Raw genomic sequence first — 23,292 nt, 5'->3', positions numbered from 1 at the left:
GGCGGATTACCGCCAATAGAGCCGCATAGGATTGTCAACCAGCAGCTTGCGCTGAAGCTCCTCGGACGGTGCGATGCGCGGGATGATATCCACCAGCGCGCCGTCGTCGGGCATGTGGTCCTTCATATTGGGATGAGGCCAATCGGTGCCCCACAGGACACGCTCCGGGAAACGCTCGACCAGCGTCCGCGCAAACGGAACGACGTCGTCGTAGTTCGGTGGACCTGATCGCGACAGTCGCTCCGGGCAGCTCACCTTGCTGACGACATTTTCATGCTCGGTCATGAACCGGATAAAGCGGCCGAACTGCGGGCCGTCGACAGGCTGGGAGACATCCGGCCGGCCCATATGGTCGACCACGACGGTCGTCGGCAGCGAGGTGAAGAAGTCCCAGCGCTCCTCGAGATCGGCCGCCTCGAAGTAGATCACCACCTGCCAGCCAAGCGGTGCGATACGGTCGATGATCGCACGATAATAGGCATCCGGTTTCGGGTCCACCAGGCGGCGAACGAAGTTGAAGCGCACGCCGCGCACCCCTGCGTCATGCAATTCGGCGAGCTCCCCGTTCGTCACCGTGTCGCGCACCGTCGCTATCCCGCGAGCACGATCGCCGGCCGCATGCAGCGCATCGACCAGGGCACGATTGTCGGCGCCGTGGCATGTCGCCTGGACGATGACGTTGCGCTCGAATCCGAGAAAGTCACGCAGGGAGAACAGTTGCTCTTTGCCGGCATCGCAGGGTGTGTATTTCCTCTCGGGCGCATAGGGAAACACATCCCCAGGCCCGAAGACATGGCAATGCGCATCCACTGCACCAGACGGCGGAATGTAACGCGGTTTGGTCGGGTCGGGATGATAGCGGAGCCAATCGGGATCCATCTGGAAATTTGCCATCACAGCCCCCTTGCCTTGAGCTGTGCATCGAGACGCGGATAGACGCGGCGCGCGTTGAGTTCGAACACCTTCCGCTTGTCCTCATCGGATATCGTCAGAGCCTCGATATAGCGCTTGGTGTCGTCGAAATAGTGACCCGTCTGCGGGTCGATCCCGCGCACTGCGCCAACCATTTCCGATCCGAACAGGATGTTTTCCACATCGATCACCTCGAACAACAGGTCGATGCCCGGCTGATGATAGACGCAGGTATCGAAATAGACGTTCTTCATCACGTGCTCGGCCAGAGGCGGCCGCTTCAGCATGTCGGAGAGGCCGCGATAACGGCCCCAGTGATAGGGAACGGCTCCGCCGCCATGCGGAATGATGAACCGCAGCGAGGGGAAATCCGCAAACAGGTCGCCCTCGACGAACTGCATGAAGGCAATGGTGTCTGCGGCAATGTAATAGGCGCCGGTCGCATGCATCGCACAATTGCAACTGCCGGAAACGTGGATCATCGCGGGAACGTCGAGTTCCACCATCTTTTCGAAGAAGGGGTACCAGGCGCGATCGGTGAGCGGCGGCGAATCGAACTTGCCGCCGGAGGGATCGGGATTGAGATTGCAGCCGACGAAGCCGAGTTCGTTGACGCAGCGCTCAAGCTCGTCGATCGCGTTGGCGATCGAGACACCAGGAGATTGCGGCAGCTGGCACACGCCCACGAAAGTCTCGGGATAGAGATCGACCACGCGCTTGATCAGATCGTTGGAACGGCGCGCCCAGACCTTTGCCACCAATTCTCCGCCGATATGCGGCGCCATCGCCGAAGCCCGAGGCGAGAAAATAGTCATGTCGGCGCCGCGCTCGCGCAGCAGCCGCAGCTGATTGGCCTCGATGGTCTCGCGGATCTCATCGTCGGAAATGTCTGGATAGGCGGGATCGATATCGCCGCCCGATTTGATGGCGGCCTCCTGTCGTGCTCGCCATTCGCCATGGAGCGCAGGGGCCGTGGTGTAGTGGCCGTGGCAGTCGATGATCATATCTTTGAGGTTCCTGTAGCGGCAAAGATGCGTTCGCCTCGGCAGCGAATCCCGCGGTCGGAGGGGAAGGCATGGGGAACCAGCCGGCGGTGGCGCGGCTTAGCTCCTGGACCAGCATTCGCTCGAGGTCGCAGCCGGCGCGGGCGCCAGCCCCGACAGAAAGCCTGCGAAGGCTTTCCAAAACCGGTGAATGCGATCGTTTGGTGTTTGCTCATGCCCCGTTCTAACGAACCGGACGACGATCAGGCATATCGGAAGGGTTCACGCTCCATTGCTTTTCCTGAAGTCCACTGCGCGCAAACCGTGCGAAAGGTATCCGTGAATGCCGTTTGCAGCTGTGTCGGACGCCAGTCATCGCGCACCGTGAGGCCGATCTGACGACGCAAGGACAGCCCAGCGCCGGCGATTTCGCCAAGCAGGCCAGCACGCCGCTCGAACAGGAACTGGTCGCGCGACATCAGCGTCAACCAATCGTCCTCCAGCATCAGCCCGCGGACCACCAGAACCGAACCGCATTCGATGCGTAGCCGTGGCGGCTCAAGCCCGTGCTCTGTGAACATCTCCTCCCACCGATGGCGCACCGGCGCGCCCGTCGCGGCGATAACCCATGGGAAATCCAATAGCCGCGAGAAGGCAAATCCCGGCTTGGACAGCAGGGGGTGTCCGGCACGACCGACGATCACCGGATCATCGATGAACAGCGGTTCCTGAGCGATGTCCTTGACCGGCGGGGGGTCGCGCATTGCCCCGATCAGCAGATCCATCTCGCCTTCGCGGAGCCTGGCCAACAGCTCCACATATGGCCCCTCCACCACGTTCACCGACGCCATTGGATAGGCGCGAGCGAAACGAGCCAATGCCTGCGGCAACAGGATTGCGCGCGCCAGCGGCATGGTGCCGACAGTGACACGTCCGGCGCCCTCCGACCGCAGTGCCTCCAATTCGTCGAACCCAGCCTCTAGCTCCGATTGCGCCAGACGGGCGAACCGCAGCAACACGGCGGCGGCGGCCGTCGGTTGAACGGTACGCCCCTGCCGGACGAGAAGCGGCACACCCAGCAACTGCTCCAGATCGCGGCTCGCCCGATGCAATGCCGGTTCAGACAGGCCAATGCGCTTCGATGCCAGCGCAAAGCTGCCTGCTTGATCCACCGCGATTAGCGCACGCAATTGTCCAAAAGTGATGCGCCGCTCGATATGGGGCAGCGGCGGCAAGCGAGCGCCCCGCCGCACGCTTTGGCCGCCGCGCGCCACATAGGCGAGTGCGCGTTCGATGCGGGCCGTGATCAAGCGCCCCGCCTCGGTGCTGGTAACGCCGCTCGGCTGGCGATCGAACAGCACATGGCCAAGCTGCGCCTCGACCTTGGCAACGGCCTGGGTCAGAGCAGGCTGCGACAAATTCATGGTGTGAGACGCGCTGCTGATGCTGCCCAGCCGCGCGGCGGCAGCGACGGCCTCGAGGTGGCGAAGGTTGAGTTCGCGGTGTGCAATCATCGTCACACTTCAGCACAGCTTATGACCGGTGCGCAAATCAAGTTTGCTTTGCGGCTCAATATTCCCTCCTTAAATCCCAGCCAGGACAGGAGGGAGGATCGAGCATGCCCGATGTGATTACCCAGATCGAACGCGCCGATACCGCCATCATCCACGGCCTGGCAGATGCCGGAGTGGCCATTGTCCACGATGCGCAGGAACGCACGGGACCGCTGGCCGGCCGGTTGCGGCCGATCTTTGTGAGTGCCCGCATCGCTGCTTCCGCAGTCACCGTTTCGGGGCCGCCGGGCGCGCCAATTGGACGGTGCAGTTGCCATTGAACAATTGAAAGATGGGACATCATGGCCGGGCAGGCAGCTTGGGAGGAAATAAAACATGACGTATTTGGAGGCGAGTAAAACGATGACACCTGTGGGTGAGACGCAAAAACCGGCGGGCCGATTTGGCCTCTTTGGCCAGTTGTGGTTTCAGGTGCTGGCAGGGACGCTGCTCGGCATCCTGCTGGGTCATTTCGCTCCCGCCACTGCGGTGGCGATGAAACCTTTCGGCGACGCCTTCATAAAAATGATCCGCATGATGATCGGGCCGATCATCTTCGTCACCGTTGTGCATGGTATCGCCGGCATGAACGACATGAAGAGCGTCGGGCGTGTCGCGCTGAAATCCATTATCTATTTCGAGGCGATCACGATCTTGGCGCTGATCTTCGGACTGATCGCAGTCGATCTGTGGCGTCCGGGCGAGGGCATGAACATCGACGCTACCGCAATCGATACCGCATCGATCAAGACCTATCTTGCGACGGCGCACGACCAGTCCATTTCAAGCTATTTCCTTGACATCATCCCAGACACCTTCGCCAGCGCGCTGACGGAAGGACACGTTCTGCAGGTCCTGTTTATCTCTGTCCTGTTCGGTATCGCCATCGCCGCCATCGGAGAACGCGGACGCCCCGTGTTCCAGGTGATCGAAAGCGCCTCCCAAGGGTTTTTCAAGATCATTGGCTACATCATGTACTTCGCGCCGCTCGGGGCCTTTGGCGCAATTGCCTTTACCGTCGGTCAGTTCGGCACCGCCTCGCTCTGGTCGCTGGGCGAGTTAATCATCGAGTTCTTCGTCGTCTGCGCCTTGTTCACAACAATCGTCCTCGGCAGCGTTGCCCATTGGTGCGGTGTCAGCCTGTGGCGGCTGCTAGGCTATCTCTGGGATGAAATCGTCATCGTCGCTGCGACCACCTCGACCGAAACGGTGCTGCCGCGCCTCATCCAGAAGATGCGCAAGGCCGGCTGTGAGGAAAGCGTGGTCGGCTTCGTCATCCCGGCCGGCTATTCGTTCAACCTCGACGGCACATGCCTCTATCTGACCACCGTCGCTGTGTTCCTGGCACAGGCGACGAACACACATCTGACCTTCTGGCACGAACTCGGCCTGATCGCGGTGTTGCTGCTCACCTCGAAGGGAGCGGCGGGCATCGCCGGAGCGGCCTTCGTTGTACTGGCGGCAACCCTGAATACCACCGGAACCATTCCGGTCGCCAGCATCGCGCTGATCCTCGGAATTCACCGTATCCTTGCGGAGGGGCTGACTTTTGTGAATCTGATCGGCAATGCGCTTGCCACCGTCGTCGTCGCGAAATGGGAAGGCAAGCTTGACGAGCAGCTACTGGCCGCCACTATCGGCAACGACCGCTTGCGCGCCAGGCACCAAACCGCCGCCGCTGCGTTGTGACATGGTGCAAGACTCAGCTCCGGTCTGCGATCTATCCTATTGGAAGCCGAATTGTCGCATAGGTTCAGGTCCTGTGACAAAATTACGGGACGCCACCATGTACGACAAAATCTCGACGCCGCTTGTCCCGAGGCAAGCGTGCCTCTGAATATGCCATCAACCCTGCGACGCGCAGCCTGATCGATCACGCCGCCTGCTTGACGCTCGACACACACAACTTCACACTTCCAGTGTCGAAGGTGAGTCGGACAGACTGTACCGTTTTTCGCATCCGTTGCTCGCCTCAGAAGGAGTCGCCGGCAGGGGCTGATTGATCCAATCGCCGACCGACGCTGGTTGGTTGCGAATAGGATCGAGGTTTGATTGAGTTCGAACTCGCAGCCGCTCCTATTTTCTTGTAAGGTCGCGCCGTGGATAAAGTCTTATCACCCGTCGATCCTCCTCGCGACAGTACATTTTGGCATCGGAACTTTCCATTGCCGAGCAACCGCCGGTCTCTGCTTTGGCCGGGGCTTTTGATATCGATTTTGCTTCTTGCAGCCCTCGTCGTTTTTTTCCGTGAAGTCCACCACCTCGAAGAGCCGGTCGAGCCCCTTGAATATCGAACTCTCAACAAGGCTGCCCGATCACCTCGCATCGCCGCCCGCCAAGATCCGGCGGCTCCTTCTCCCCTCCCGTCGATATCGATATCGCTGCAGCTGATCGAGGTCCCGAAGCTGGAGTTGGCAAGTCAGTTTCTGCGGATCTGGCGCGTCTCGGGGCTGAATATGTGCGGTGCTCTTCGAGAGGCCGGCATCGATATGAGCGAATGGAAAGCCGCATCGATGCGCAATCGCAGCTATGAATGTTACTTTCAGCGCATCTACGAACGGGACGAGGTGCGTCCCCTCAGCTCGACCTTCGTTAAGGTTCGTGGAGATGAAATGGGCGGTATTCTTGATATCCGCGCAAAGATCATTGGGCCGACGACCGACGCCCAGGGACGTCTCGCTCCGGCTGTCCTGCGCATTTTCGAGATCATCGTGAAGCAGGCGTGCTGGCGTGATTTCGAGGATACTCTTGCCTCGATCCAAAACCTTCGAAATGTCGAATACGAACGATTCGGCTCGTATCTCAGCTTTACGCGCGAAGCAAGCAGCGCAAATATCTTCAATTTTGTTCTTGGTCTTAAGGCGACTTCAAGTTCGCAGGTGAAGACCAAGACGTATTTTTCGACTGAGCGCTGGCTCCAAATGCCCGCAGTGCTCCCGCGAACTTCATCCACAGTGAGCGCTCGGAAACGTCCATATGAGCCAGCGCTCAATGACGGTGCAAGCACTCGTCACGATCCGGGATCGAGCCGGAACTGTGGCTGAACATCGACGATAACCGCCGATGCCGCCGAACGCATGGACAGGCCCGGAAAAGAACATATCTTCAAGGGGCCTTCCTTTCTGGAAGCCTCGAACCAAACAGCACGGGCACACATCCAATGACTAAAGGCTCCGATCTTCTAGTGGCAGCGATTGAGAACGAAGGTGTCGATCGCATCTTCGGCATCCCAGGCGAAGAGAATCTCGACGTCGTCGAATCCATCCGCAAGTCGTCGATTGAGCTCGTCCTCACCCGACACGAGCAGGCAGCAGCGTTCATGGCCGCGACCTATGGCCGCCTGACTGGAAAGCCCGGCGTCTGCCTGACGACGCTTGGCCCCGGCGCTCTGAACCTCTCGACGGGTGCCGCCTATGCCTTGCTCGGCGCGATGCCGATGGTGATGATCACCGGTCAGAAGGGGATCCTCTCGTCCCGCCAGGCACGTTTCCAGGTGGTCGACGTCGTCGCGTCGATGAAGCCGCTGACCAAGCTCGCAAGGCAGATCGTGTCGCCGCAGATGATCCCGACGACGGTCAGGGAAGCGTTCCGCATCGCCCAGGAGGAAAAGCCGGGGCCGGTGCATCTGGAGCTTCCGGAAGATATTGCAGCCGAGGAATGCCAGGAGGTGGCGCTGATTGCACCGCACCAGCTCGAACTGCCAACGGCAAGCGACGCGGCCCTTGACCGTGCCGCCGACCTCATCGCCGCAGCCAAACGTCCGCTTCTGATGTTCGGGGCCGCCGCCTCGCGTCCCCGCTCGACATCAGATATTGCGCAGTTTGTGATCCGTACGCGCATTCCGTTCTTTACCACTCAGATGGGGAAGGGAACGGTTCCCGGCGGAACCGAACTTTATATGGGCACCGCCGCGCTGTCGGAGCGGGATTATGTCCACGAGGCCATCGAACAGGCAGACCTTATCATCACGATCGGGCACGACACCATCGAGAAGCCACCGTTCATCATGGGCAAGGGCGGCCCCAAGGTCGTTCATGTCGGATATCAGCCGGCGACCGTCGAGCAGGTCTACTTCCCGCAATCCGAAGTCATCGGCGACATCGGCCCTTCGCTGAAGGCGCTGGCGGATCGCCTCGAGGGCAAGCTGCCAAACGCGCATGCGCTTCTCCATCTCCGCGAGCGCATTCTCGAGCGCATCGCCGCGCGGGCGACGGAGGATCGCTTCACGCCACAGCGGCTGGTTCACGATATAAGAGAGGTGATGCCGCATGATGGCATCCTGGCCCTCGACAACGGCATGTACAAGATCTGGTTCGCCCGCAACTACCGGACGCGGATGGCGAACACGCTGCTGCTCGACAATGCTCTTGCAACGATGGGAGCGGGACTGCCGTCGGCCATGGTTGCCTCGATGCTCTACCCTGAGCGGCGTGTCATGGCGATCTGCGGTGACGGCGGCTTCATGATGAATTCCCAGGAACTCGAAACCGCCGTCCGGCTGAAACTCAACCTCGTCGTTCTTGTCATCGAGGACAATGCTTACGGGATGATCCGTTGGAAGCAGGCCGTGGACGAATTCCCGGATTTCGGGATGACCTTCGGCAATCCCGACTTCGTGAAATATGCAGAATCCTACGGCGCCAGGGGAACCAGGGTCGAGGATATCAGCCAGTTCAAACAGGTTCTCGAAGAGGCATTCTCCGGAGGTGGCGTCCATCTGGTGAACGTCCCGGTCGACTACTCGGAAAATGAACGCGTGCTGGTAAAGGAGCTTCGTGAACGGCTCCCCGCGATATTGGAGGCCTGAGATGCCGCCTGCCATGAAGGTCCACAGGCGTTCGACCGCGAGCCGCACGATTGCCGGCACACGACGCGGCACGATGGAACAGATACCTATCTTCTTGAACGGCGACTGGGGAATATGATGTCGAGCATCACTCAAAATTAGACAAGCATTGGATAACAGCTTGTTCGGCCAGGATAGGCTTGCCTCGCCTGTTGTCGAGAGGCATGGTCTGTCCCGGAACAGCGGAATCACGAGACTGCGGACGAGGCCTACTGCCGCGCGTCTGAAAAGACGCGGGCGCTGTAGGCCATGCTCGAAAGCTCGCGGCGCATCGCAAACATGGCTGGTTAATGTTTTCCTTTCTGCACAGTTCGGACCTTCATATTGGCAAGCGGTTTGGCAATCTTCCGGAGGATTTGAGAGGGCGCCTGCGCGAGGCGCGGCATGGCGTGATCGGGAGACTCGCCAGTGCGGCACGAGAGCATGGGGCTGATGTCATCCTGCTCGCGGGCGACACATTCGATACCGAGACGCCGACGCCGGCCGTGCTTCGGCAAGCACTTGGCGAGATGGCCCGGAATGCTTCGCTTCGCTGGGTTCTGCTTCCGGGCAATCACGATTCACTGCTGGCGGACCAGCTCTGGAGTGCTGCGCGCGGCGTGGTGCCCGACAATGTCATCCTGGCGACGGAAGCGGCGCCCCTTCCGCTTGGACCTGATGTCATCCTGCTGCCGGCGCCTTGCACGACCAGGCGGCCGGGCCGCGACCTGACCGAATGGATGACGGGTGCAGCCACACCGGACGGCTCCATCCGCATTGGCCTCGCCCATGGCCCGATCCAGGAATTCTCGGAGGATGCTACGGCCACCAACGTGATTGCGCCGAACCGCGCGGCGCTGGCCGGCCTCGATTACATGGCGCTCGGCGATTGGCACGGATCGGTCGCGGTCGACCCCAGAACGCACTACAGCGGCGCGCCCGAGCCTGACCGTTTCAAGCATGACCGGCCGGGGCAGGCGATGGTCGTTTCCATTGCCGGGCAGGGAGCGATGCCGACGACGACGACTGTCGCGACCGCCAGCTTTTCCTGGCAGACATTGCACCTTCCACTGCTGGCATCGGAAGACGGTGTTGAAGCGCTGAAGGCTGCATTGCCGGAACCGTTCGCGCGGCGACAAACCCTGTTGCGCGTCGCGCTGTCCGGCCGTGCCCGATTGAACGGGCGCACAGCAATGACCAGCCTGCTGCAGCAGGTCGCGCCGGAATTTGCGCATCTGGAGATCGATACCGAACTGCTGGGGACCGATTGCGAGAGCGATGATCTCGAGATCATCGACCGAGCCGGTGCACTGCGCGATACTGCGGATTTGCTGCTTGCCGAAAGCCTCGACCAATCCCGCTCGGGCGATGACAGGCGTGTGGCGCGTGAGGCGTTGATCCGCCTGTTTTCCTATTGCGAGGCGATTGATCGATGAAACTCAACGCTCTTCGCCTCCACAATGTCAAACGCTTCGCCGGCCGCGGCATATCCGTCGAAGGAATCGCCGACGGCGTCAATGTGCTGAGCGCTGCCAACGAACACGGCAAATCAACCTGTTTCGAGGCGCTGCATGCGCTGTTCTTCCAGCCGCACGGCGGCACGCCAAAGAGCGTGCAGATGCTGCGCCCCTATAGCGGTGGCAATCCGATCGTCGAGGCCGATATCACGACAGAAGCCGGCCGCTACCGCCTGACCAAGCAGTTCTATGGCGGACGGCGCGCCAGCGTCACCGATCTCGGCAGCGGCCGGCTCGTCGCCCAGGCCGACGAGGCCGAGGCTTTCATCGGCGATCTCATTTCCGGCGGAACTGCCGGCCCCGCGGGCCTGCTCTGGGTGCGCCAGGGCGTGACCGGCATCGAAAATCGCAGCAAGAGCGAGGAAGAGAACGACAAGCGGGTGCGCGAAAGCCTGCTGTCTTCGGTGCAGGGCGAGGTGGAGGCACTGACGGGCGGGCGGCGCATGTCGGCGGTGCTAGAAGCCTGCGAGGAAGAACTCAATCGCCTGGTCACCGCGACGCTCCGGCCAAAGACCGGAGGCCGCTTTGCCGCCGCGCTCGACGATCGTGACCGGCTGCAGGCGGAGGAGGCGCGGCTGGCCAAGGAGGTGGAGATGCTGCACGGCGCGCTCGACCGCCGCCGCTCAGCGCAGGCGAGACTCAGCGAACTGGAAAATTCGGACGAAGAAGCCGGCCGGAAAACGGCGATTGCCAATGCCGAGTCGGTGCTCGAGGCCGCTAAACTGCACGACCGGGAACTCAAGGCGCTCGACGCCGAAGCTGCCCTCGCCGTCAGCCGTCGCGATGAGGCGCAGCAGGCATTCGACCGCTTCCACGCGGCATTGAACCGCAGTGACGAACTCGCGCGGCGTTTCGCCGTGACGGAAAAAGAGCTTTCAAATGCAGCCGAGCGACGCGCGGCATCGCTGGCCGAAAGCGAGGCCGCAACGGCGGAGGTGCAGGCGGCCGAAGAGGATGAGCGGGTAAACCGCGAATGGCTGGCGCGGCTGGAGGCAGCACTGCGTTCGCGCCATGCCGCAGAGCGACTGGCGGAGGTTCGTCTGCATCTCGAACAGGCGGAAGCGGCGCGGCGGCAGATCGAGGACGGGGAGGCCGCACATGCATTGCTCGCCATTCCAGCCGATGCGATCGAGCGGCTCGAAGCGTTGGACCTCAAGATCGTTGGCCTGCGTGCAGCAGCCGAGGTTGGTCTTCCCAGGCTCAGGATCGACTACCTGAGGGACGCCTCCGGATCGGTGAGCATGGATCGCCAGCCTTTGCCGGGGGGCGAGGACAAGAGCTTTGCCGGGGTGGCGAGGCTCGACATAGCAGGCGTCGGTACGCTGACCATCCATTCCAGCCGGCAGGCAGATCAGGACGGCGCGCTCGAAATCGCGGAAACCACGCGCCAAACATTGCTTGCCAGGCTCGGAGTCGACAGTTTGCGGGCGGCGCGACAGCGCGATATTGCCGCCCGAAACAAGCAGGAGGAACTGGTGCGGGCACGGCAGCGGTTCGCCGACGTGGCTCCGAATGGCATCGACCAGCTTCACCTCGATGCCGCACGCTTTGCGGCACTCAGTCGGGGTCCAATCGAACTCGACGCCGACCCGGAAGAAGTGCGCGCCCGTCTCGCGGATGCAACGCGGCGTATCGACCTGGCGCGAAACCGGGCGCGGGAAGCGTCGGTGATGCGCATGGAGGCCGGCGAGGCAATATTGCGGGCGCAGACGGAGCACGCCAAACTCGGCCAGGACCTCGAGGCCATCGTCGCGATCATCGGTCCCGAAGCCGGCCGACCGGAATTGCAACGGGACCTTGCGGCAAGGCTTTCCAGCGCCAAAGAACAATGCGACGCGGTTGAGCTTCGGGCCGGGCCTTTGCGCAGGGCCGGGCGGGACCTCGCCGGCGCGGAAGCCGCCCTTGCCAGGGCACGTTCGGTCGCCGACGCCGCAGCACGTGAAATTGCCAGGTTACGCGAGGAGCTTGCCGACCTCGGCGGTCAAATTCGTACCCGCTCAGACAGTGCGGTGGAAGAAAACTGGTTGGAAACTCGCGGTTTGCTTGACGCTGCGCGGGAACAGGTAAAGCGTTTCGAGGCGGAGGTCGCCGTCCTGGATCGCCTGCGCAAGGCGCTGACGGCGACGCGAGCAGCCGCGCGCGACCTCTATCTCAAGCCTGTCATGAGCGAACTCGCCCCGCTGGTCGGCCTGCTGTTCGACGACATCTCGATTACCTTCGACGGCGACACCTTGCTGCCGCAGATCGTGCGCCGCAACGGCCAGGACGAGGATGTCGACCGGCTGAGCGGCGGCATGCGGGAGCAGCTCTCGGTGCTGACCCGCCTCGCATTCGCAAGGCTGCTTGCCCGCGACGGCCGGCCGGCACCTGTCATCCTCGACGATGCACTTGTTTATTCCGACGACGACCGGATCGAGCGGATGTTCGATGCGCTGCACCGCCAATCGCGCGACCAGCAGATCCTCGTCTTCTCCTGCCGCCAACGCGCCTTCGCCAAGCTGGGCGGCAACGTGCTCACCATGCAGCCATGGCAGCCGGAATAGGGCGAGCAGTCGATCTGTCGTCTGGATGAAGTCGTTTGCTAATTATCGTCGAAGCGGACGTCTTGGCCGCGATGGAAAAACACGCGGGATAGATACGATGTTCTCTTCCACCACAAACGCGATGCTTGCCTTGCCGCGATACCCAACGACGCGCAGTCCCGGCCGCAGGTCGTCACGAACGGCGCCTCGCTCGGGAAGCGTCTCAAAGCTGAGGCAGTAATCCACAATCTTACCGACGTGGTTGCGAGCCGTCTCGGGCCCGGCCTCGTCTATCAGGTACACCAGCAGGTTTTCGAGGTCGTCGCTCGCCTTTGGCGCAAAAATGACGTTGTAGTTCATGCCCTGCGCTATTTCTTGGCGTGAGCGGCCATACGGGCATCGAGCCGCCGGCGGACTTCCTCGACGGAGAGGGCGAGCTCGGGGTGGGCTTTCATCTCGTCATAAGTGGGCACGACCTCGTCGCGCAGCCATTTCTCAACGGCGGCGTCGCGGGCGGCCAAGGTGCGCAGGCCGTCGCGGATGACTTCGCTCTCGGTCGCATATTCGCCGGAGCTGACTTTGGCCTTCACCATCTGCGCCATTTCCAGCGGGAGGGTGATGGTGAGGGCTTGGGTTGTACGCATAGTGTATGTCCTCGGTTATCTCCCAATAACACAGCGTATGATTAAATCACACGCTTTACATATAGGCGACCTGGAGCGGTTAAGCCAATCGCAGAAAACGGCTTAATTGGGCGTGGCTCTACACTCAGGCAGGGAGCGCGCCTCGCTCAAGCCACAGATAGGCGGCAGCCGTCCAGGAAAAGCCGAGGCCGCCGCAGCCTTCGCCGGTGACCGGGTCGAAATATTCGGCGAAACCTTCCGTTTCGATCGCTGCGATGGTGGATCGCCTCAGTTCTTCGGCGACATCAGCGTGGCCATTGCGATTCAATCCGTCGATCAGCAGCCAGTTGATGATCGCCCAGGCGGGGCCGCGCCAGTAGCGCTTCGGCTCCCAGCTGGCGATGCCGGGTTTGGTTGTGGGGAAGGCGACCTTGAGATCCTTGGACCAGGCCTTCATTTCGAAGACCAGGGCGTCGGCAACCTGCTTGTCGAGGTCCAGCGAGAGGAGGGGGATGAAGCCCGCTTGCGTGGCAGCTTCGACATCTTCGCCGGAGATCAGGTCGCGCGAGACGAAGCGGGCAAGCTCGGGCCGCCACTGGGCCATTATCGCCTTGCGGGTGCGGTTGTTGAAGGCGGCGATCTCGATCGCGTCCTCGGTCCGCCCGAACAGGAGGGCGAGGTGTTCCAGATCTTCGCCCGCCTTGAGCAGGATCGCGCTCGTCTGGACCTCGGCGACCTTGAAGGATGCCTTTTCCCATTGCCTAGCCGGCTCCCAGCCGCAGGCGGCATAGGTATCGACGAGATGGATGAAGCGGCGGTAATCCTCGTCGCGCGGACGCATGTCGGCATCGACATGGCCGGTATCCTTGCGCACGACGGGCGTGTCGGTGTCGGTTGGCACGCGGGCGAGCGCGATGTCCCAGGCGGGAGAATTGTCGCTGCCGCTTTCCCACGGATGCAGGAGCGCAACGAGCCCGGTGCCATCGGGATCACGGGCGGAATACCACCAGCGATGCCATTTCAGCGCCGCCTCGTAGAGCGGCAGGATGCGCTCCTCGGCGCCTTTGCCGGCAGCTTCGTGCAGCTTGCGCAGCGCGATCGCGAAGACCGGCGGCTGGGTTATGCCGGAGGTCGGGATCGTCTGCTCAGTGCGCCAGACGTTCGGTCCCGGGAAATAGGTTTCGCTCGGCGCGTGGAAGACGATATGCGGGATCATCCCGTCCACCCATTGGCCCTCGACCAGCCGCTCCAGCTCGCGATAGGCGCGATCGATATCGTAGAGCGCAAAGCCCATGGCGACGAAGGCGGAATCCCAGTTCCATTGGAAGGGGTAGAGCCGGTCGGTCGGCACGGTATAGCCGCCGCGATCGTTCACGGCGAGGATGCGCTTCGCCTGGTCGATATGCGTGTTCATTCTGGATGCTCCGGTATTCTTAGGCCAAAACGGCCGGAAAGGACTTGCCGCTTTCGGGCGAAAGCCAAGTTATGCGCTTCTGGTCGAGCTTCAGGCCGATCCTCTCGCCGCTCTTTACGGTCTCCGAAGCCGGCAGGATGACACGGACCGGCTGGTCGTGGATCGATCCGGTCAATAGCAGATGCGAGCCCATCGGCTCGGCAACGCGAACCCGCATTTCGATACCCTGCGGCAGCGGCGCGAGTTCGACAGCCTCGCCGCGCAGGCCGAGGATGATTTGATCGCCGGATTCCTGCGGCGCCACAAGCCGTTCTGTACCGGCCGCCACCTGGCCGTTCGAAACCGGCACCTGGATGAAGTTCATCGGCGGATTGCCGATGAAACCGCCGACGAAACGTGTCGCCGGGTGATTGTAGATCTCGACCGGATGGCCGACCTGCTCGACCACGCCGCCATGCATGACGGCGATGCGGTCGGAAAGGCCCATGGCTTCCGTCTGGTCGTGGGTGACATAGATCGTCGTGGTGCCTGCCGATTGCAGCACGGTCTTGAGTTCGGTGCGCATTTCCAAGCGGAGCAGCGCGTCGAGGTTCGAAAGCGGCTCGTCCATCAGGAGAACCTTCGGTTCGACGGCAAGGGCACGAGCGACCGCGACGCGCTGGCGCTGACCACCGGAAAGCTTGTTCGGGTAGCGGTCGAGATATTGCTCGATATGCAGGAGGCCAGCGGCTTTCTCGACCTGCGCCTTCACTCTGGCGTCGTCGACCTTCTGCATCCGCAGCCCGAAGGCGACGTTCTCGTAAACCGTCATATGCGGAAAGACGGCGTAGTTCTGGAAGACCATCGCAAGGCCGCGATCCCGGGGTGCAAGGCCGATCACCGACTTGTCGCCGATGCGGATATCTCCCGATGTAGCCGTCTCGAGGCCGGCGATGATACGCAGCAGCGTGGTCTTGCCGCAGCCGGATGGACCGAGCAGCGAGACGAATTCGCCGTCGTTGATCGTCAGCGAGACCTCTTTCAGAGCCTGGAAGGCTCCGAAGCTCTTGCGGATGCGGTCGATGACAATATTGGCCATATCTCTGGTCCCGTTATTTGGAGGAAATGCCCCAGATCGCGAAGAGGTAGCGTCTGACCGCGAAGATGAAGACAACCGAGGGAAGGATGAGCATCAGGCCCCCGGCAAAGCGGTAGTGCATCGGGCTTTCCGAAAGCACGGTCAGCAGGTAGGCGGTCAGCGTGCGGTTGCGCACCGTCAGCACCGAGGCAGCAAAGACCTCGTTCCATGAGATGACGAAGGCAAAGACCGCGGTTGCGACGATGCCGGGAAGCGCCAAGGGTGCCACCACCTTGAAGAAGGCCTGGATGCGGGTGCAGCCGAATACCCAGGCGGCTTCCTCCAACTCCTTGGGCACGCCGAGGAAAATGCCCTGGGTGACGAGCGCGGCAAACGGCAGCGCCAAAACCGTATGGATGAGGCCGACGCCGAGGATCGTATCGTAGAGGCCGAGCCGGATGAAGGAGACCGTCAGCGGCAGCGCCAGGATTGCCAGCGGGAAGGCGCGGGTCAGCAACACCAGGAGGCGGTAGCTGTCCTTGCCGCGGAAATCGTAGCGGGCGAGCGCATAACCGGCCGGTGCGCCGAGCAGGATCGAAAGCGCCACCGTGATGCCTGCCGCGCCCAGCGAATTCAGGAAGGACTGGACGACGCCTTCGGTCTTCAGGAAGAGAATGAAGGGCTCGAGCGATATGCCCGTGGGAAGGCCGGTCTTTGGCCAGATATAGACGCCTTGGCGTCCGCCGAGGGCACCGAGTGCGACGAGATAGATCGGCACCAGCACCCAGGCGCAGAACGCGGCAATGCCGCTCCACAGCAGCCAGCGGCGCGAGGAGACGAAGCCGGCGGTGTTGGAGGTGTCCGCGGTCGTGCTGATGCTATCCGTGGTCATGGCAGGCGCTCCGGATCGACCTTCAAGGCTTTGAGATAGATGAGCGTGGCGGCAAGCGAGATGATCATGATCAGCACGGCGTAGGCAGCAGCGACGCTATAGTTCTGGTTCTGGTTCTGCCAGTTATAGGCCTCGCCGACGAGAACCGGGAAGTTGCGTCCACCCAGCGCATAGACCACCGCGAAGACCTCGAAGGCGAGCACGGTGCGCAGGATCAGCGCCGATTGCAGGGCGGGACGGATCAGCGGCAGGGTGATGCGCCAGAAGCGCGTCCACGGGCCTGCGCCGAAGATTTCAGCAGCCTCCTTGAACTCCTTCGGTACCTGGTTGAGACCGGCGACGATGATGACCATGACGATGGCCGTGCCGCGCCAGATTTCGGCAACCGCAATCGCCAAGAAGAGCGCGACCGGCGTCTGGTAGGAGAGCCAGCTTGCCTGCCTGCCGATGATGCCGAGGCCGAAGAGCAGCGAATTCAGATAACCGGTATTCTGCAGGATCGACAGCCAAACGAGACCGGCGGCGAGATCGGAAATGCCGAGCGGAATGGTCCAGATCCACAGGATCGTCTCGCGTCCGCGACCGATCTTGGCGACCATCGTACCCATGGCAAGCGCAAGGGCGATCTGCACCGGCACGACCGCGATCGTCAGCAGGAAGGTGTTCTTCACCGAGCGGGTGAAATTGATGTCGGTTACCATGCGCTCGGCATTGGCGAGCGATGGCGCGCCATTGTCCGAAACCGCCAGCCAGATCGTCTGCACCAGCGGCACGACGAACAACAGCCCCAGAAAGGCGACGGAAGGCAGGATCAGCAGATAGGGGATCCAGGGTCGGCTATTGGTCATCGGCTCCCGCCTCGACGAGCAGAGGGTTGAAAGAGCGTCCGGGCATTTCGCCCGGTCGCTTCATGGGCAGATTTATTCGACCGGGCAGGGGCCGTCGCTCTTGGCATCCGGCGCCCAGCAGGCAGCCTTCGTGTCGGTCATCAGCTTGGCCATCGTCGCGCCCTGGGCCTTCAGCACGTCTGCAATGGGCTCGTTCTGCAGCACGATGCGCTGGAAACTGTCCATGTAGACCTTGTTGAACTCACCGCCCTTGTCGCCGAGGCCGACCGGGAGCAGCGAGATGACCGCGTCCTTGGAAGCCTGGGTGGCGGTGACGGCACCGGCGAGCAGGGCGACGCCGGCATCGAGATCCGGCGGCAGCTTGATGTTCAGCGTCGGGAAGAAGCCGACCTTGGAGGCAGTCAGGAGCTGCGTCTCCGGCATGGAAAGGTGCTCGATGACCTTTTCGGCGCCGGCCTTGTCGGGTGCACCCTTCGGAATGGCGAGACCGGCAACGACCGGCATATAACCGCGGCCCTTCGGACCCGCAGGCGCCGGGAAGACGACATAATCGTCAGGCGCTGCCGAAATGGCATTCTTCAGACGGGCGATATGATCCCAGGCGACCATGACTTCGCCTGCAGCCAGCGGCTCCTGCATGAAGTCGTAATTGGTGGAGTTCGGTGTCACATAGGCCCACAGCGCCTTTAGCTTCTCCCAGCCGGCGGCGGCATCGGCACTCTGGAAGGTGCGCACGACACCTCCCGTGAAGGAGGGATAGAAATAGCCCTGGAAATAACGCGCCATCAGGCCCTTCGGGCCGGCCGGGAAGCCGATCTGCGGTTGGCCTGTGGCGTCCTGCATATTCTTGCCCCACTCGATCAGCTGATCGTAGTTCAGCGCGTTCACGTCGGCGCCGGCAGGCAGGTATTGCAGGGCTTCCTTCTTGGCGGCCATCACATAGGTCGCCTGCATCCACGGGATGTACTGCTGGGTCGACTTACCGAGCTTGCCGAGGTCGAGCAGCGACTGCGGCATGCCGCCTGCCGCCAGCTTCTTGGCGAGATCGTCGAGCGGCTCAAGCGTGTCCTTGTCGGCGAGTGGCGAAAGCTCGCCATGCAGCGCGCCGACGAGGCTGACGGTGTGCTTGCCGGCCTGGCGCTCGGCTTCCATACGCACCGCAAACTGCGGTGGTTCCTCAACCACGTAGTCAACCGAGCCGACGTCCTTCAGGAGTTCCTCGCGAACGACGGTCGCCTCCTCGATCGGACGAAGCTGGGTGGATACGAAAACTGTCTGGGCCAGCACCGGCGAGGCGAAGGCCAGCACGGTGGAAGCCAGAATTCCAAATGACATGATATGTTTCATCTTCTCCTCCTTCATTGTTCTTTGTTTGAGATGCACGGCTGTCTATGCCGCCTTGGCGGGATGGCGATGGCTGTCGCGATCGACGAATTCGATCGCGTGAAGCTCCTGGAGTTCTTCGGCGGGTTCGCCTGCAATTGCGCGCAGCAGCAGCGAGGCGAAGCTCGCGCCGAGGTTTTCGCCGGTCATGCGCATGGTGGACAGCGGCGGGCTTGTGAAGGCGCCCATCGCTAGGTCGTCATGGCCGACAATGCTGATCTGGTTGCCGCCATCGACCTCGCGCAGCGCCCGGAGCGCTCCGATCGCCATTTCGTCGGTGGCGCAAACGAGTGCGGTCGGACGCGAGGGTTGGCGCAGAAGTTCGAGTGCGGCGAGATAACCGCCCTGTTCCAACGGCGCGCCTTCGGCGCAGAGGTCGGTGGCAAGGCCGCATTCCTCCATCGCCGCCCGCCAGCCACGGCAGCGGTCATGTGCGAAATAATATTCCTGCGGGCCGGCGATGTGGCCGATACGGCGGTGGCCGGCAGCATGGAAGCGCAGCGTCGCGGCCCGGAAGCCGGCAAAACCGTCGCCGTCGATATAGGGATGGGGCAGCAGGCTTTCCGTGCGGCCGTTGGTGACGAAGGGAATGCCGCGCGATTGCAGAAATTCGACGCGCTCGTCCTTCCGTTTGGTGCGGACGAGAAGCATGGCGTCGACGCGGCGGCCATCGACGAAGCGGCGGCAGATGTCGAGTTCGCTCTCGCCGCGCGGCACCGGTGCAATCACCAGATTGAGGCCGGCAGCGGCAAGATGTTCGGCACAGCCGGACAGCATATCGAGGAAATGCGGAGGGCCGATATGGCCGGGATCGCTCGGCAGCGTGACGGCGACCAGCTCGGCGCGCTGCCTGCGCAGGCGGCGGGCGGACGCATTCGGCCGGTAGCCGACCTTGTCGGCAGCATCACGAACTCTTTCGCGTGTAGCCGCCGACACATCGGCATAACCGTCGAGCGCACGCGACACCGTGGTGATCGATAGTCCCAGCGATTGCGCGAGCTGTTTGAGATTGGCCAAGATCTTCCTCCCGAAGTGAGAAAAAGATTCTCCAAAACGTTTTGGGAGTCAAGCCAAAACGTTTTGGCTTGATGAAGGGCACAGGAATTCTGCGATTATCTCTGGCTGGCAAAAAAACGCGGGAGCTGTAGGAAGACAGCTAAGAACGCTCAACGCAGATTTGGAGGGACCACTATCTTATGTATCTGGATACGCTCCGGAAGTTCGCACAGCAGTTCTGCATCTCGCGCCAGATGATGAACCTGCTCCGGATCACCTTTCGTAAACGCCGTCATCGATTCCATGTCGGCCCAGTAGGAGATCGTCGTGAACCATGTTTCATCCTTTCGGTCTTCGCGCAGCAATTGAACGCCGAGTGCCGTCTTTAGCAGTGGCGGAATTCCCTCAGCGCGATTGTAGGCTTCATATTCATCAGCAAATTCCGGCTTCGTGCGACCGCGCCAGATACGGGCGATAGTTGGAACTTTCGTCATGTTCTGCTCCCCGTGACATTTGAATGAAGCAAGCCGACGGTCGAGGACGTCTGCCTCAAACGGCATGGCATCGTGGAACAGGGCACCAAGCCCTGCCAATCACAGGCGATTATGCGCCGGGCATGCGCCAATCCGGGCATCACACCCGTTCAGCCCGGAACGTCGGTTCCACGAGCAAAAGGAGATGAGTCCCACGATCGATTATTCAAGGCCTGCGTGAGCCGATCTACCCTGCCTCGGGTCTAGACTTTCCAACTCCGCTTCGGGGCTCGGTCGCTGATGGCTCGCGAGGTGCGTCTATTCGATCAAAATCTAATCAACGGCGTAACCTGATTTGAAAGTCGGTTTGGTACGGAGGGTCTCCTTCCGGGAAGTGACGTCATGATCCTTGAGTTGCAGAATGCCATTCTGGAAATGATTGCCAAAGGGGAACCGCTGGCAGCAACGATAGAGCAACTTTGCCTCAAGGTTGAGGCCGCCGTTCCTGGAATCATCGCTTCGGTGCTGACGTTCGACGGGAGCCGTCTTCACACACTCGCTGGCCCCTCCCTTCCGCCTGACTATTCAGCGGCGGTCGACAATCTTGAAGCCGGTCCTCTTGCAGGCTCCTGCGGCGCTGCTGCTTATTTCGGAGAAGCGGTCGTTGTCACCGACATCGAGACCGATCCTCGTTGGCAGGATTTCAAGTCCTTGGTCCTTCCGCTGGGGTTGAAGGCTTGCTGGTCCAGCCCGATCAAGCGTGGCGAGCGGGTGATTGGTAGCTTCGCCTTCTACTATCGAGACCACCGCGGTCCAAAGGCCCTCGAACGGGACCTCGTCGAGGCTTGTGTCCATCTCTGCACAATCGCCATCGATCGCGAAGAACGGGTGATGGAACGTCAGCGGCTGACATACAGCGACGCTTTGACGGGGCTGTCGAATCGCGCTCGTTTTAACCAGCTTCTCGCCGAAGATCTGCCTCGGTCCGGGCGCGCCTGGGGCATCTTGCTGGTGGACATCGACAACTTGAAACTCGTGAACGACACGTTCGGGCACGCAGCCGGCGACGCATTGATTCAAGTGGTTGCGGACCGGGTCGCCACGACAGCAGGCTCCCAAAACACGTTTAGGCTAGGTGGAGATGAGTTTGCTGTCATTGTGTCGGACGACAAAGACCTTGATCTGAATGCGAGGGCAACCGACATCCTCAAAGCACTGTCCTCTCCTTCAACGTGCGACGGTCATGTCGTCTTTCCCGCCGCGACGATTGGCGGTGCGTTGGCGGAGACCGAAACAAACCCTGACCAGACCCGCCAGAACGCCGATCTGGCGCTCTATCATGCGAAAGAACACAATCGCGGCCGGTACGTGCAACACTATCCCGGCCTGGGCACAGCCCTGACCAGACGCTTCAGGGCAGTTCGGGACGTGGGCGTCGCCCTGGAAGACGATCGGATCGACGCGCATTACCAGCCGATCTTGCGCCTGGATACGCGGGAAATCGTCGGTTTCGAAGCCCTGTGTCGAATGACCACGCCTTCCGGCGAAATCATAGCCGCCGCGCATTTCCATGAGGCGACGAAAGACGCGCATATTGCTGCTGAGCTGACTCAACGGATGTTGCTGAGGGTTGCGAGAGACATCCGCAGCTGGCTCGCCCGGGGCCTTCCTCTCCAGCATGTCGGCATCAACCTGTCCGCCGCAGACTTTCGCGGCGGTAATCTGCAAGACAGGCTGTGCCGAATTTTCGGGGAAGCGGAGGTTCCTCTCAAGCACATCATCCTCGAAGTGACGGAATCGGTTTATCTCGGACAACGGGACTATGTCGTAGCGGACGAGATAAAGGCTCTTCGGTCCAAGGGTTTGCGGGTTGCCCTCGACGACTTCGGTACGGGCTACGCGTCTTTGACCCACCTGCTGACGGTGCCGGTCGACATTATCAAAATCGACAAGTCCTTCATCGACCGCATGGTGCCGGGCGACGCTGGGACCTTCATCGTTGAGGGCCTGATCGGAATAGCTGACAAGCTGGGAATCCGGGTCGTCGCAGAAGGGATCGAAACAGAACTCCAAGCTGTTCAATTGAGCCAGCTCGGCTGCAAGCTCGGACAGGGCTATCTGTTTTCGAAAGCAGTCGATCGAACGGTTGCCGCGGCCATTTTAGAGCAGCATGGACAACGGCTCGACCAAGACAAGACCCGTGCCGGAGCCCTATAGCCTGAGCGAGGTTTTCGCGCTCGGGCCCGCCCCGGATAACTGAGACCACGCTTGAGTACCAAGATTATTTTGAACGGATCAGAGATGCGAAAACGGATACATGTCAGCCAATTGCGGGTAGGAATGTATGTCGAGGACGTCGAGATTGAGGGAGAAGACAGGACACGCCGGTTCAAGCCGTTCCTGATCTCGGCCGCCGGTCAGGTCGAGAGTTTAATGGCAAGCCGCCTGATGACTGTCGTTATCGACGTCGGAAAGGGCGCGGATGTCGACCCGGGCGGGGCACAGGACATCGACCGGGCTGCGTTCGACGCCCAACTTCGTGCCGTGTTTTCGGCAAAGGATATCAAGCAGGCGAGGGAATGCGTCGAGGATACAAGACCGCAGATCCGTCAAATGCTTGCCCACGCCAGGATCAAGGCCTCTTTCGCCAGTGATGCGGCAAGCGCAGCTGTGGAGCGGATCATGTCGGCAGCCTTCGACAACGCCGGCGCGCTGATCGCAGTCGCAAAGCTGAAAGAAAAGGATGAGCTGACGTTCCTCCATTCGCTTGCGGTTAGCGCGTTGATGATCACCCTAGGGCGCAGCCTCGGTCATGGAGAAGAGGATGTGCGGGTATTGGGACTGGGTGGACTGGTTCACGATCTTGGAAAAATGGCGCTCCCGGACGAAATCTTGACGAAACCCGGTAAGCTGACGGCCGAGGAAATGGATCTTGTCCGCGGGCATCCTCAGCGGGGATATGAGCTGGTTTCTCATGTCGCCCATGTCCCGAAGCCGGTGCTCGACATTTGTCGCTACCACCACGAAAAATTCGATGGCTCGGGCTATCCTGGCCGGCTCGCCGGAAAGAAGATCCCTTACGTCGCCCGGCTTGCGGCGATTTGCGACGTTTACGAAGCGCTGACCACGATCAGGCCGTATAAGCGCGCTTTCTCGCAAGCAGAGGCGATCAACATGATGATGAATTCGCCGGGACATTTCGATAGCCAGCTTCTTTCCGCATTCGTGTCGAAAATGGTGATCAGCGGCACGCTCCACTAAAGTGGTCGTTGCCGTACGACGGTCGCACCGGGG

The 23,292-nt window shown here is 61.4% G+C and carries 19 protein-coding genes and 1 pseudogene; 8 read left to right on the top strand and 12 right to left on the bottom strand.

What is annotated here, in order from left to right:
• Positions 1–6 precede the first annotated feature (6 nt).
• The 3 genes from RL_RS34310 to RL_RS34300 form a co-directional block, all read right to left on the bottom strand.
• On the bottom strand, positions 7–894 hold the full coding sequence (locus RL_RS34310) for an amidohydrolase family protein (RefSeq protein WP_011649052.1): 888 nt from the start codon (positions 892–894) through the stop codon (positions 7–9).
• Entirely contained in the window at positions 894–1,916 is a 1,023-nt protein-coding gene (locus tag RL_RS34305) for an amidohydrolase family protein (RefSeq protein ID WP_011649051.1), read from the bottom strand. The genes RL_RS34310 and RL_RS34305 overlap by 1 nt, the downstream gene beginning before the upstream one ends.
• Positions 1,917–2,158: 242 nt before the next feature.
• Positions 2,159–3,409, bottom strand: a complete 1,251-nt coding sequence (locus RL_RS34300) for a LysR family transcriptional regulator (RefSeq protein WP_011649050.1) — start codon at positions 3,407–3,409, stop codon at positions 2,159–2,161.
• Between the two features lie 104 nt (positions 3,410–3,513).
• Here RL_RS34300 and RL_RS34295 point away from each other — a divergent pair.
• The 6 genes and pseudogenes from RL_RS34295 to RL_RS34270 all read left to right on the top strand — a co-directional run.
• Positions 3,514–3,699, top strand: a pseudogene (locus tag RL_RS34295) (4-carboxy-4-hydroxy-2-oxoadipate aldolase/oxaloacetate decarboxylase); the annotation flags it as partial.
• An 85-nt stretch (positions 3,700–3,784) separates the two neighbouring features.
• Positions 3,785–5,137 (top strand): C4-dicarboxylate transporter DctA, encoded by a 1,353-nt coding sequence (dctA, locus tag RL_RS34290; RefSeq protein WP_280115907.1) that lies wholly within the window; start codon positions 3,785–3,787, stop codon positions 5,135–5,137.
• 476 nt (positions 5,138–5,613) lie between these two features.
• On the top strand, positions 5,614–6,492 hold the full coding sequence (locus tag RL_RS34285; protein ID WP_011649048.1) for a DUF6030 family protein: 879 nt from the start codon (positions 5,614–5,616) through the stop codon (positions 6,490–6,492).
• Between the two features lie 116 nt (positions 6,493–6,608).
• Positions 6,609–8,255, top strand: coding sequence for an acetolactate synthase large subunit (locus RL_RS34280; RefSeq protein WP_011649047.1), 1,647 nt, complete (start codon positions 6,609–6,611; stop codon positions 8,253–8,255).
• A 329-nt stretch (positions 8,256–8,584) separates the two neighbouring features.
• Positions 8,585–9,709, top strand: a complete 1,125-nt coding sequence (locus RL_RS34275) for a metallophosphoesterase family protein (RefSeq protein WP_011649046.1) — start codon at positions 8,585–8,587, stop codon at positions 9,707–9,709.
• Entirely contained in the window at positions 9,706–12,333 is a 2,628-nt protein-coding gene (locus tag RL_RS34270) for an AAA family ATPase (protein ID WP_011649045.1), read from the top strand. The genes RL_RS34275 and RL_RS34270 overlap by 4 nt, the downstream gene beginning before the upstream one ends.
• 42 nt (positions 12,334–12,375) lie before the next feature.
• Here RL_RS34270 and RL_RS34265 read toward each other — a convergent pair whose 3' ends face one another.
• The 9 genes from RL_RS34265 to RL_RS34225 form a co-directional block, all read right to left on the bottom strand.
• Positions 12,376–12,672 carry a type II toxin-antitoxin system RelE/ParE family toxin gene (locus RL_RS34265; RefSeq protein ID WP_011649044.1) on the bottom strand — a complete coding sequence of 99 codons (297 nt, stop codon included), beginning with the start codon at positions 12,670–12,672 and terminating at the stop codon, positions 12,376–12,378.
• A gap of 8 nt (positions 12,673–12,680) precedes the next feature.
• Positions 12,681–12,956: a ribbon-helix-helix domain-containing protein gene (locus RL_RS34260; protein WP_011649043.1), complete on the bottom strand. Its 276-nt coding sequence runs from the start codon at positions 12,954–12,956 to the stop codon at positions 12,681–12,683.
• 124 nt (positions 12,957–13,080) lie between these two features.
• Positions 13,081–14,349, bottom strand: a complete 1,269-nt coding sequence (locus tag RL_RS34255; RefSeq protein WP_011649042.1) for an MGH1-like glycoside hydrolase domain-containing protein — start codon at positions 14,347–14,349, stop codon at positions 13,081–13,083.
• A 19-nt stretch (positions 14,350–14,368) separates the two neighbouring features.
• Positions 14,369–15,427, bottom strand: coding sequence for an ABC transporter ATP-binding protein (locus RL_RS34250; RefSeq protein WP_011649041.1), 1,059 nt, complete (start codon positions 15,425–15,427; stop codon positions 14,369–14,371).
• A 13-nt stretch (positions 15,428–15,440) separates the two neighbouring features.
• The gene (locus tag RL_RS34245; RefSeq protein WP_011649040.1) at positions 15,441–16,298 is read right to left on the bottom strand and encodes a carbohydrate ABC transporter permease; all 858 of its coding nucleotides are present in this window, start codon (positions 16,296–16,298) and stop codon (positions 15,441–15,443) included.
• Complete coding sequence (locus tag RL_RS34240) at positions 16,295–17,146, bottom strand: carbohydrate ABC transporter permease (RefSeq protein WP_011649039.1); 852 nt, start codon at positions 17,144–17,146, stop codon at positions 16,295–16,297. Before RL_RS34240 ends, RL_RS34245 begins: the two co-directional genes overlap by 4 nt.
• Before the next feature lie 72 nt (positions 17,147–17,218).
• The gene (locus RL_RS34235; RefSeq protein WP_032992928.1) at positions 17,219–18,493 is read right to left on the bottom strand and encodes an ABC transporter substrate-binding protein; all 1,275 of its coding nucleotides are present in this window, start codon (positions 18,491–18,493) and stop codon (positions 17,219–17,221) included.
• Positions 18,494–18,535: 42 nt separating this feature from the next.
• Positions 18,536–19,546 (bottom strand): LacI family DNA-binding transcriptional regulator, encoded by a 1,011-nt coding sequence (locus RL_RS34230; RefSeq protein ID WP_011649037.1) that lies wholly within the window; start codon positions 19,544–19,546, stop codon positions 18,536–18,538.
• A gap of 149 nt (positions 19,547–19,695) precedes the next feature.
• On the bottom strand, positions 19,696–20,019 hold the full coding sequence (locus tag RL_RS34225; protein ID WP_011649036.1) for an antibiotic biosynthesis monooxygenase family protein: 324 nt from the start codon (positions 20,017–20,019) through the stop codon (positions 19,696–19,698).
• Positions 20,020–20,400: 381 nt separating this feature from the next.
• Here RL_RS34225 and RL_RS34220 point away from each other — a divergent pair, with 381 nt between their 5' ends.
• Positions 20,401–22,215, top strand: coding sequence for a putative bifunctional diguanylate cyclase/phosphodiesterase (locus tag RL_RS34220; RefSeq protein ID WP_011649035.1), 1,815 nt, complete (start codon positions 20,401–20,403; stop codon positions 22,213–22,215).
• Positions 22,216–22,299: 84 nt separating this feature from the next.
• Positions 22,300–23,259 carry an HD-GYP domain-containing protein gene (locus RL_RS34215; RefSeq protein WP_011649034.1) on the top strand — a complete coding sequence of 320 codons (960 nt, stop codon included), beginning with the start codon at positions 22,300–22,302 and terminating at the stop codon, positions 23,257–23,259.
• Positions 23,260–23,292: the final 33 nt, after the last annotated feature.

It is taken from the genome of Rhizobium johnstonii 3841 (genome assembly GCF_000009265.1).
GTDB lineage: Bacteria > Pseudomonadota > Alphaproteobacteria > Rhizobiales > Rhizobiaceae > Rhizobium > Rhizobium acaciae.
This window is presented reverse-complemented; position numbering and strand designations above follow the sequence as displayed.

Bases quoted from the DNA above. Each gene is read 5' to 3' on its own strand.
- RL_RS34310 (WP_011649052.1), bottom strand. From the start codon at position 894: ATGGCAAATTTCCAGATGGATCCCGATTGGCTCCGCTATCATCCCGAC.
- RL_RS34305 (WP_011649051.1), bottom strand. From the start codon at position 1,916: ATGATCATCGACTGCCACGGCCACTACACCACGGCCCCTGCGCTCCAT.
- RL_RS34300 (WP_011649050.1), bottom strand. From the start codon at position 3,409: ATGATTGCACACCGCGAACTCAACCTTCGCCACCTCGAGGCCGTCGCT.
- dctA (WP_280115907.1), top strand. From the start codon at position 3,785: ATGACGTATTTGGAGGCGAGTAAAACGATGACACCTGTGGGTGAGACG.
- RL_RS34280 (WP_011649047.1), top strand. From the start codon at position 6,609: ATGACTAAAGGCTCCGATCTTCTAGTGGCAGCGATTGAGAACGAAGGT.
- RL_RS34275 (WP_011649046.1), top strand. From the start codon at position 8,585: ATGTTTTCCTTTCTGCACAGTTCGGACCTTCATATTGGCAAGCGGTTT.
- RL_RS34270 (WP_011649045.1), top strand. From the start codon at position 9,706: ATGAAACTCAACGCTCTTCGCCTCCACAATGTCAAACGCTTCGCCGGC.
- RL_RS34265 (WP_011649044.1), bottom strand. From the start codon at position 12,672: ATGAACTACAACGTCATTTTTGCGCCAAAGGCGAGCGACGACCTCGAA.
- RL_RS34260 (WP_011649043.1), bottom strand. From the start codon at position 12,956: ATGCGTACAACCCAAGCCCTCACCATCACCCTCCCGCTGGAAATGGCG.
- RL_RS34255 (WP_011649042.1), bottom strand. From the start codon at position 14,349: ATGAACACGCATATCGACCAGGCGAAGCGCATCCTCGCCGTGAACGAT.
- RL_RS34250 (WP_011649041.1), bottom strand. From the start codon at position 15,427: ATGGCCAATATTGTCATCGACCGCATCCGCAAGAGCTTCGGAGCCTTC.
- RL_RS34245 (WP_011649040.1), bottom strand. From the start codon at position 16,298: ATGACCACGGATAGCATCAGCACGACCGCGGACACCTCCAACACCGCC.
- RL_RS34240 (WP_011649039.1), bottom strand. From the start codon at position 17,146: ATGACCAATAGCCGACCCTGGATCCCCTATCTGCTGATCCTGCCTTCC.
- RL_RS34235 (WP_032992928.1), bottom strand. From the start codon at position 18,493: ATGAAACATATCATGTCATTTGGAATTCTGGCTTCCACCGTGCTGGCC.
- RL_RS34225 (WP_011649036.1), bottom strand. From the start codon at position 20,019: ATGACGAAAGTTCCAACTATCGCCCGTATCTGGCGCGGTCGCACGAAG.
- RL_RS34220 (WP_011649035.1), top strand. From the start codon at position 20,401: ATGATCCTTGAGTTGCAGAATGCCATTCTGGAAATGATTGCCAAAGGG.
- RL_RS34215 (WP_011649034.1), top strand. From the start codon at position 22,300: ATGCGAAAACGGATACATGTCAGCCAATTGCGGGTAGGAATGTATGTC.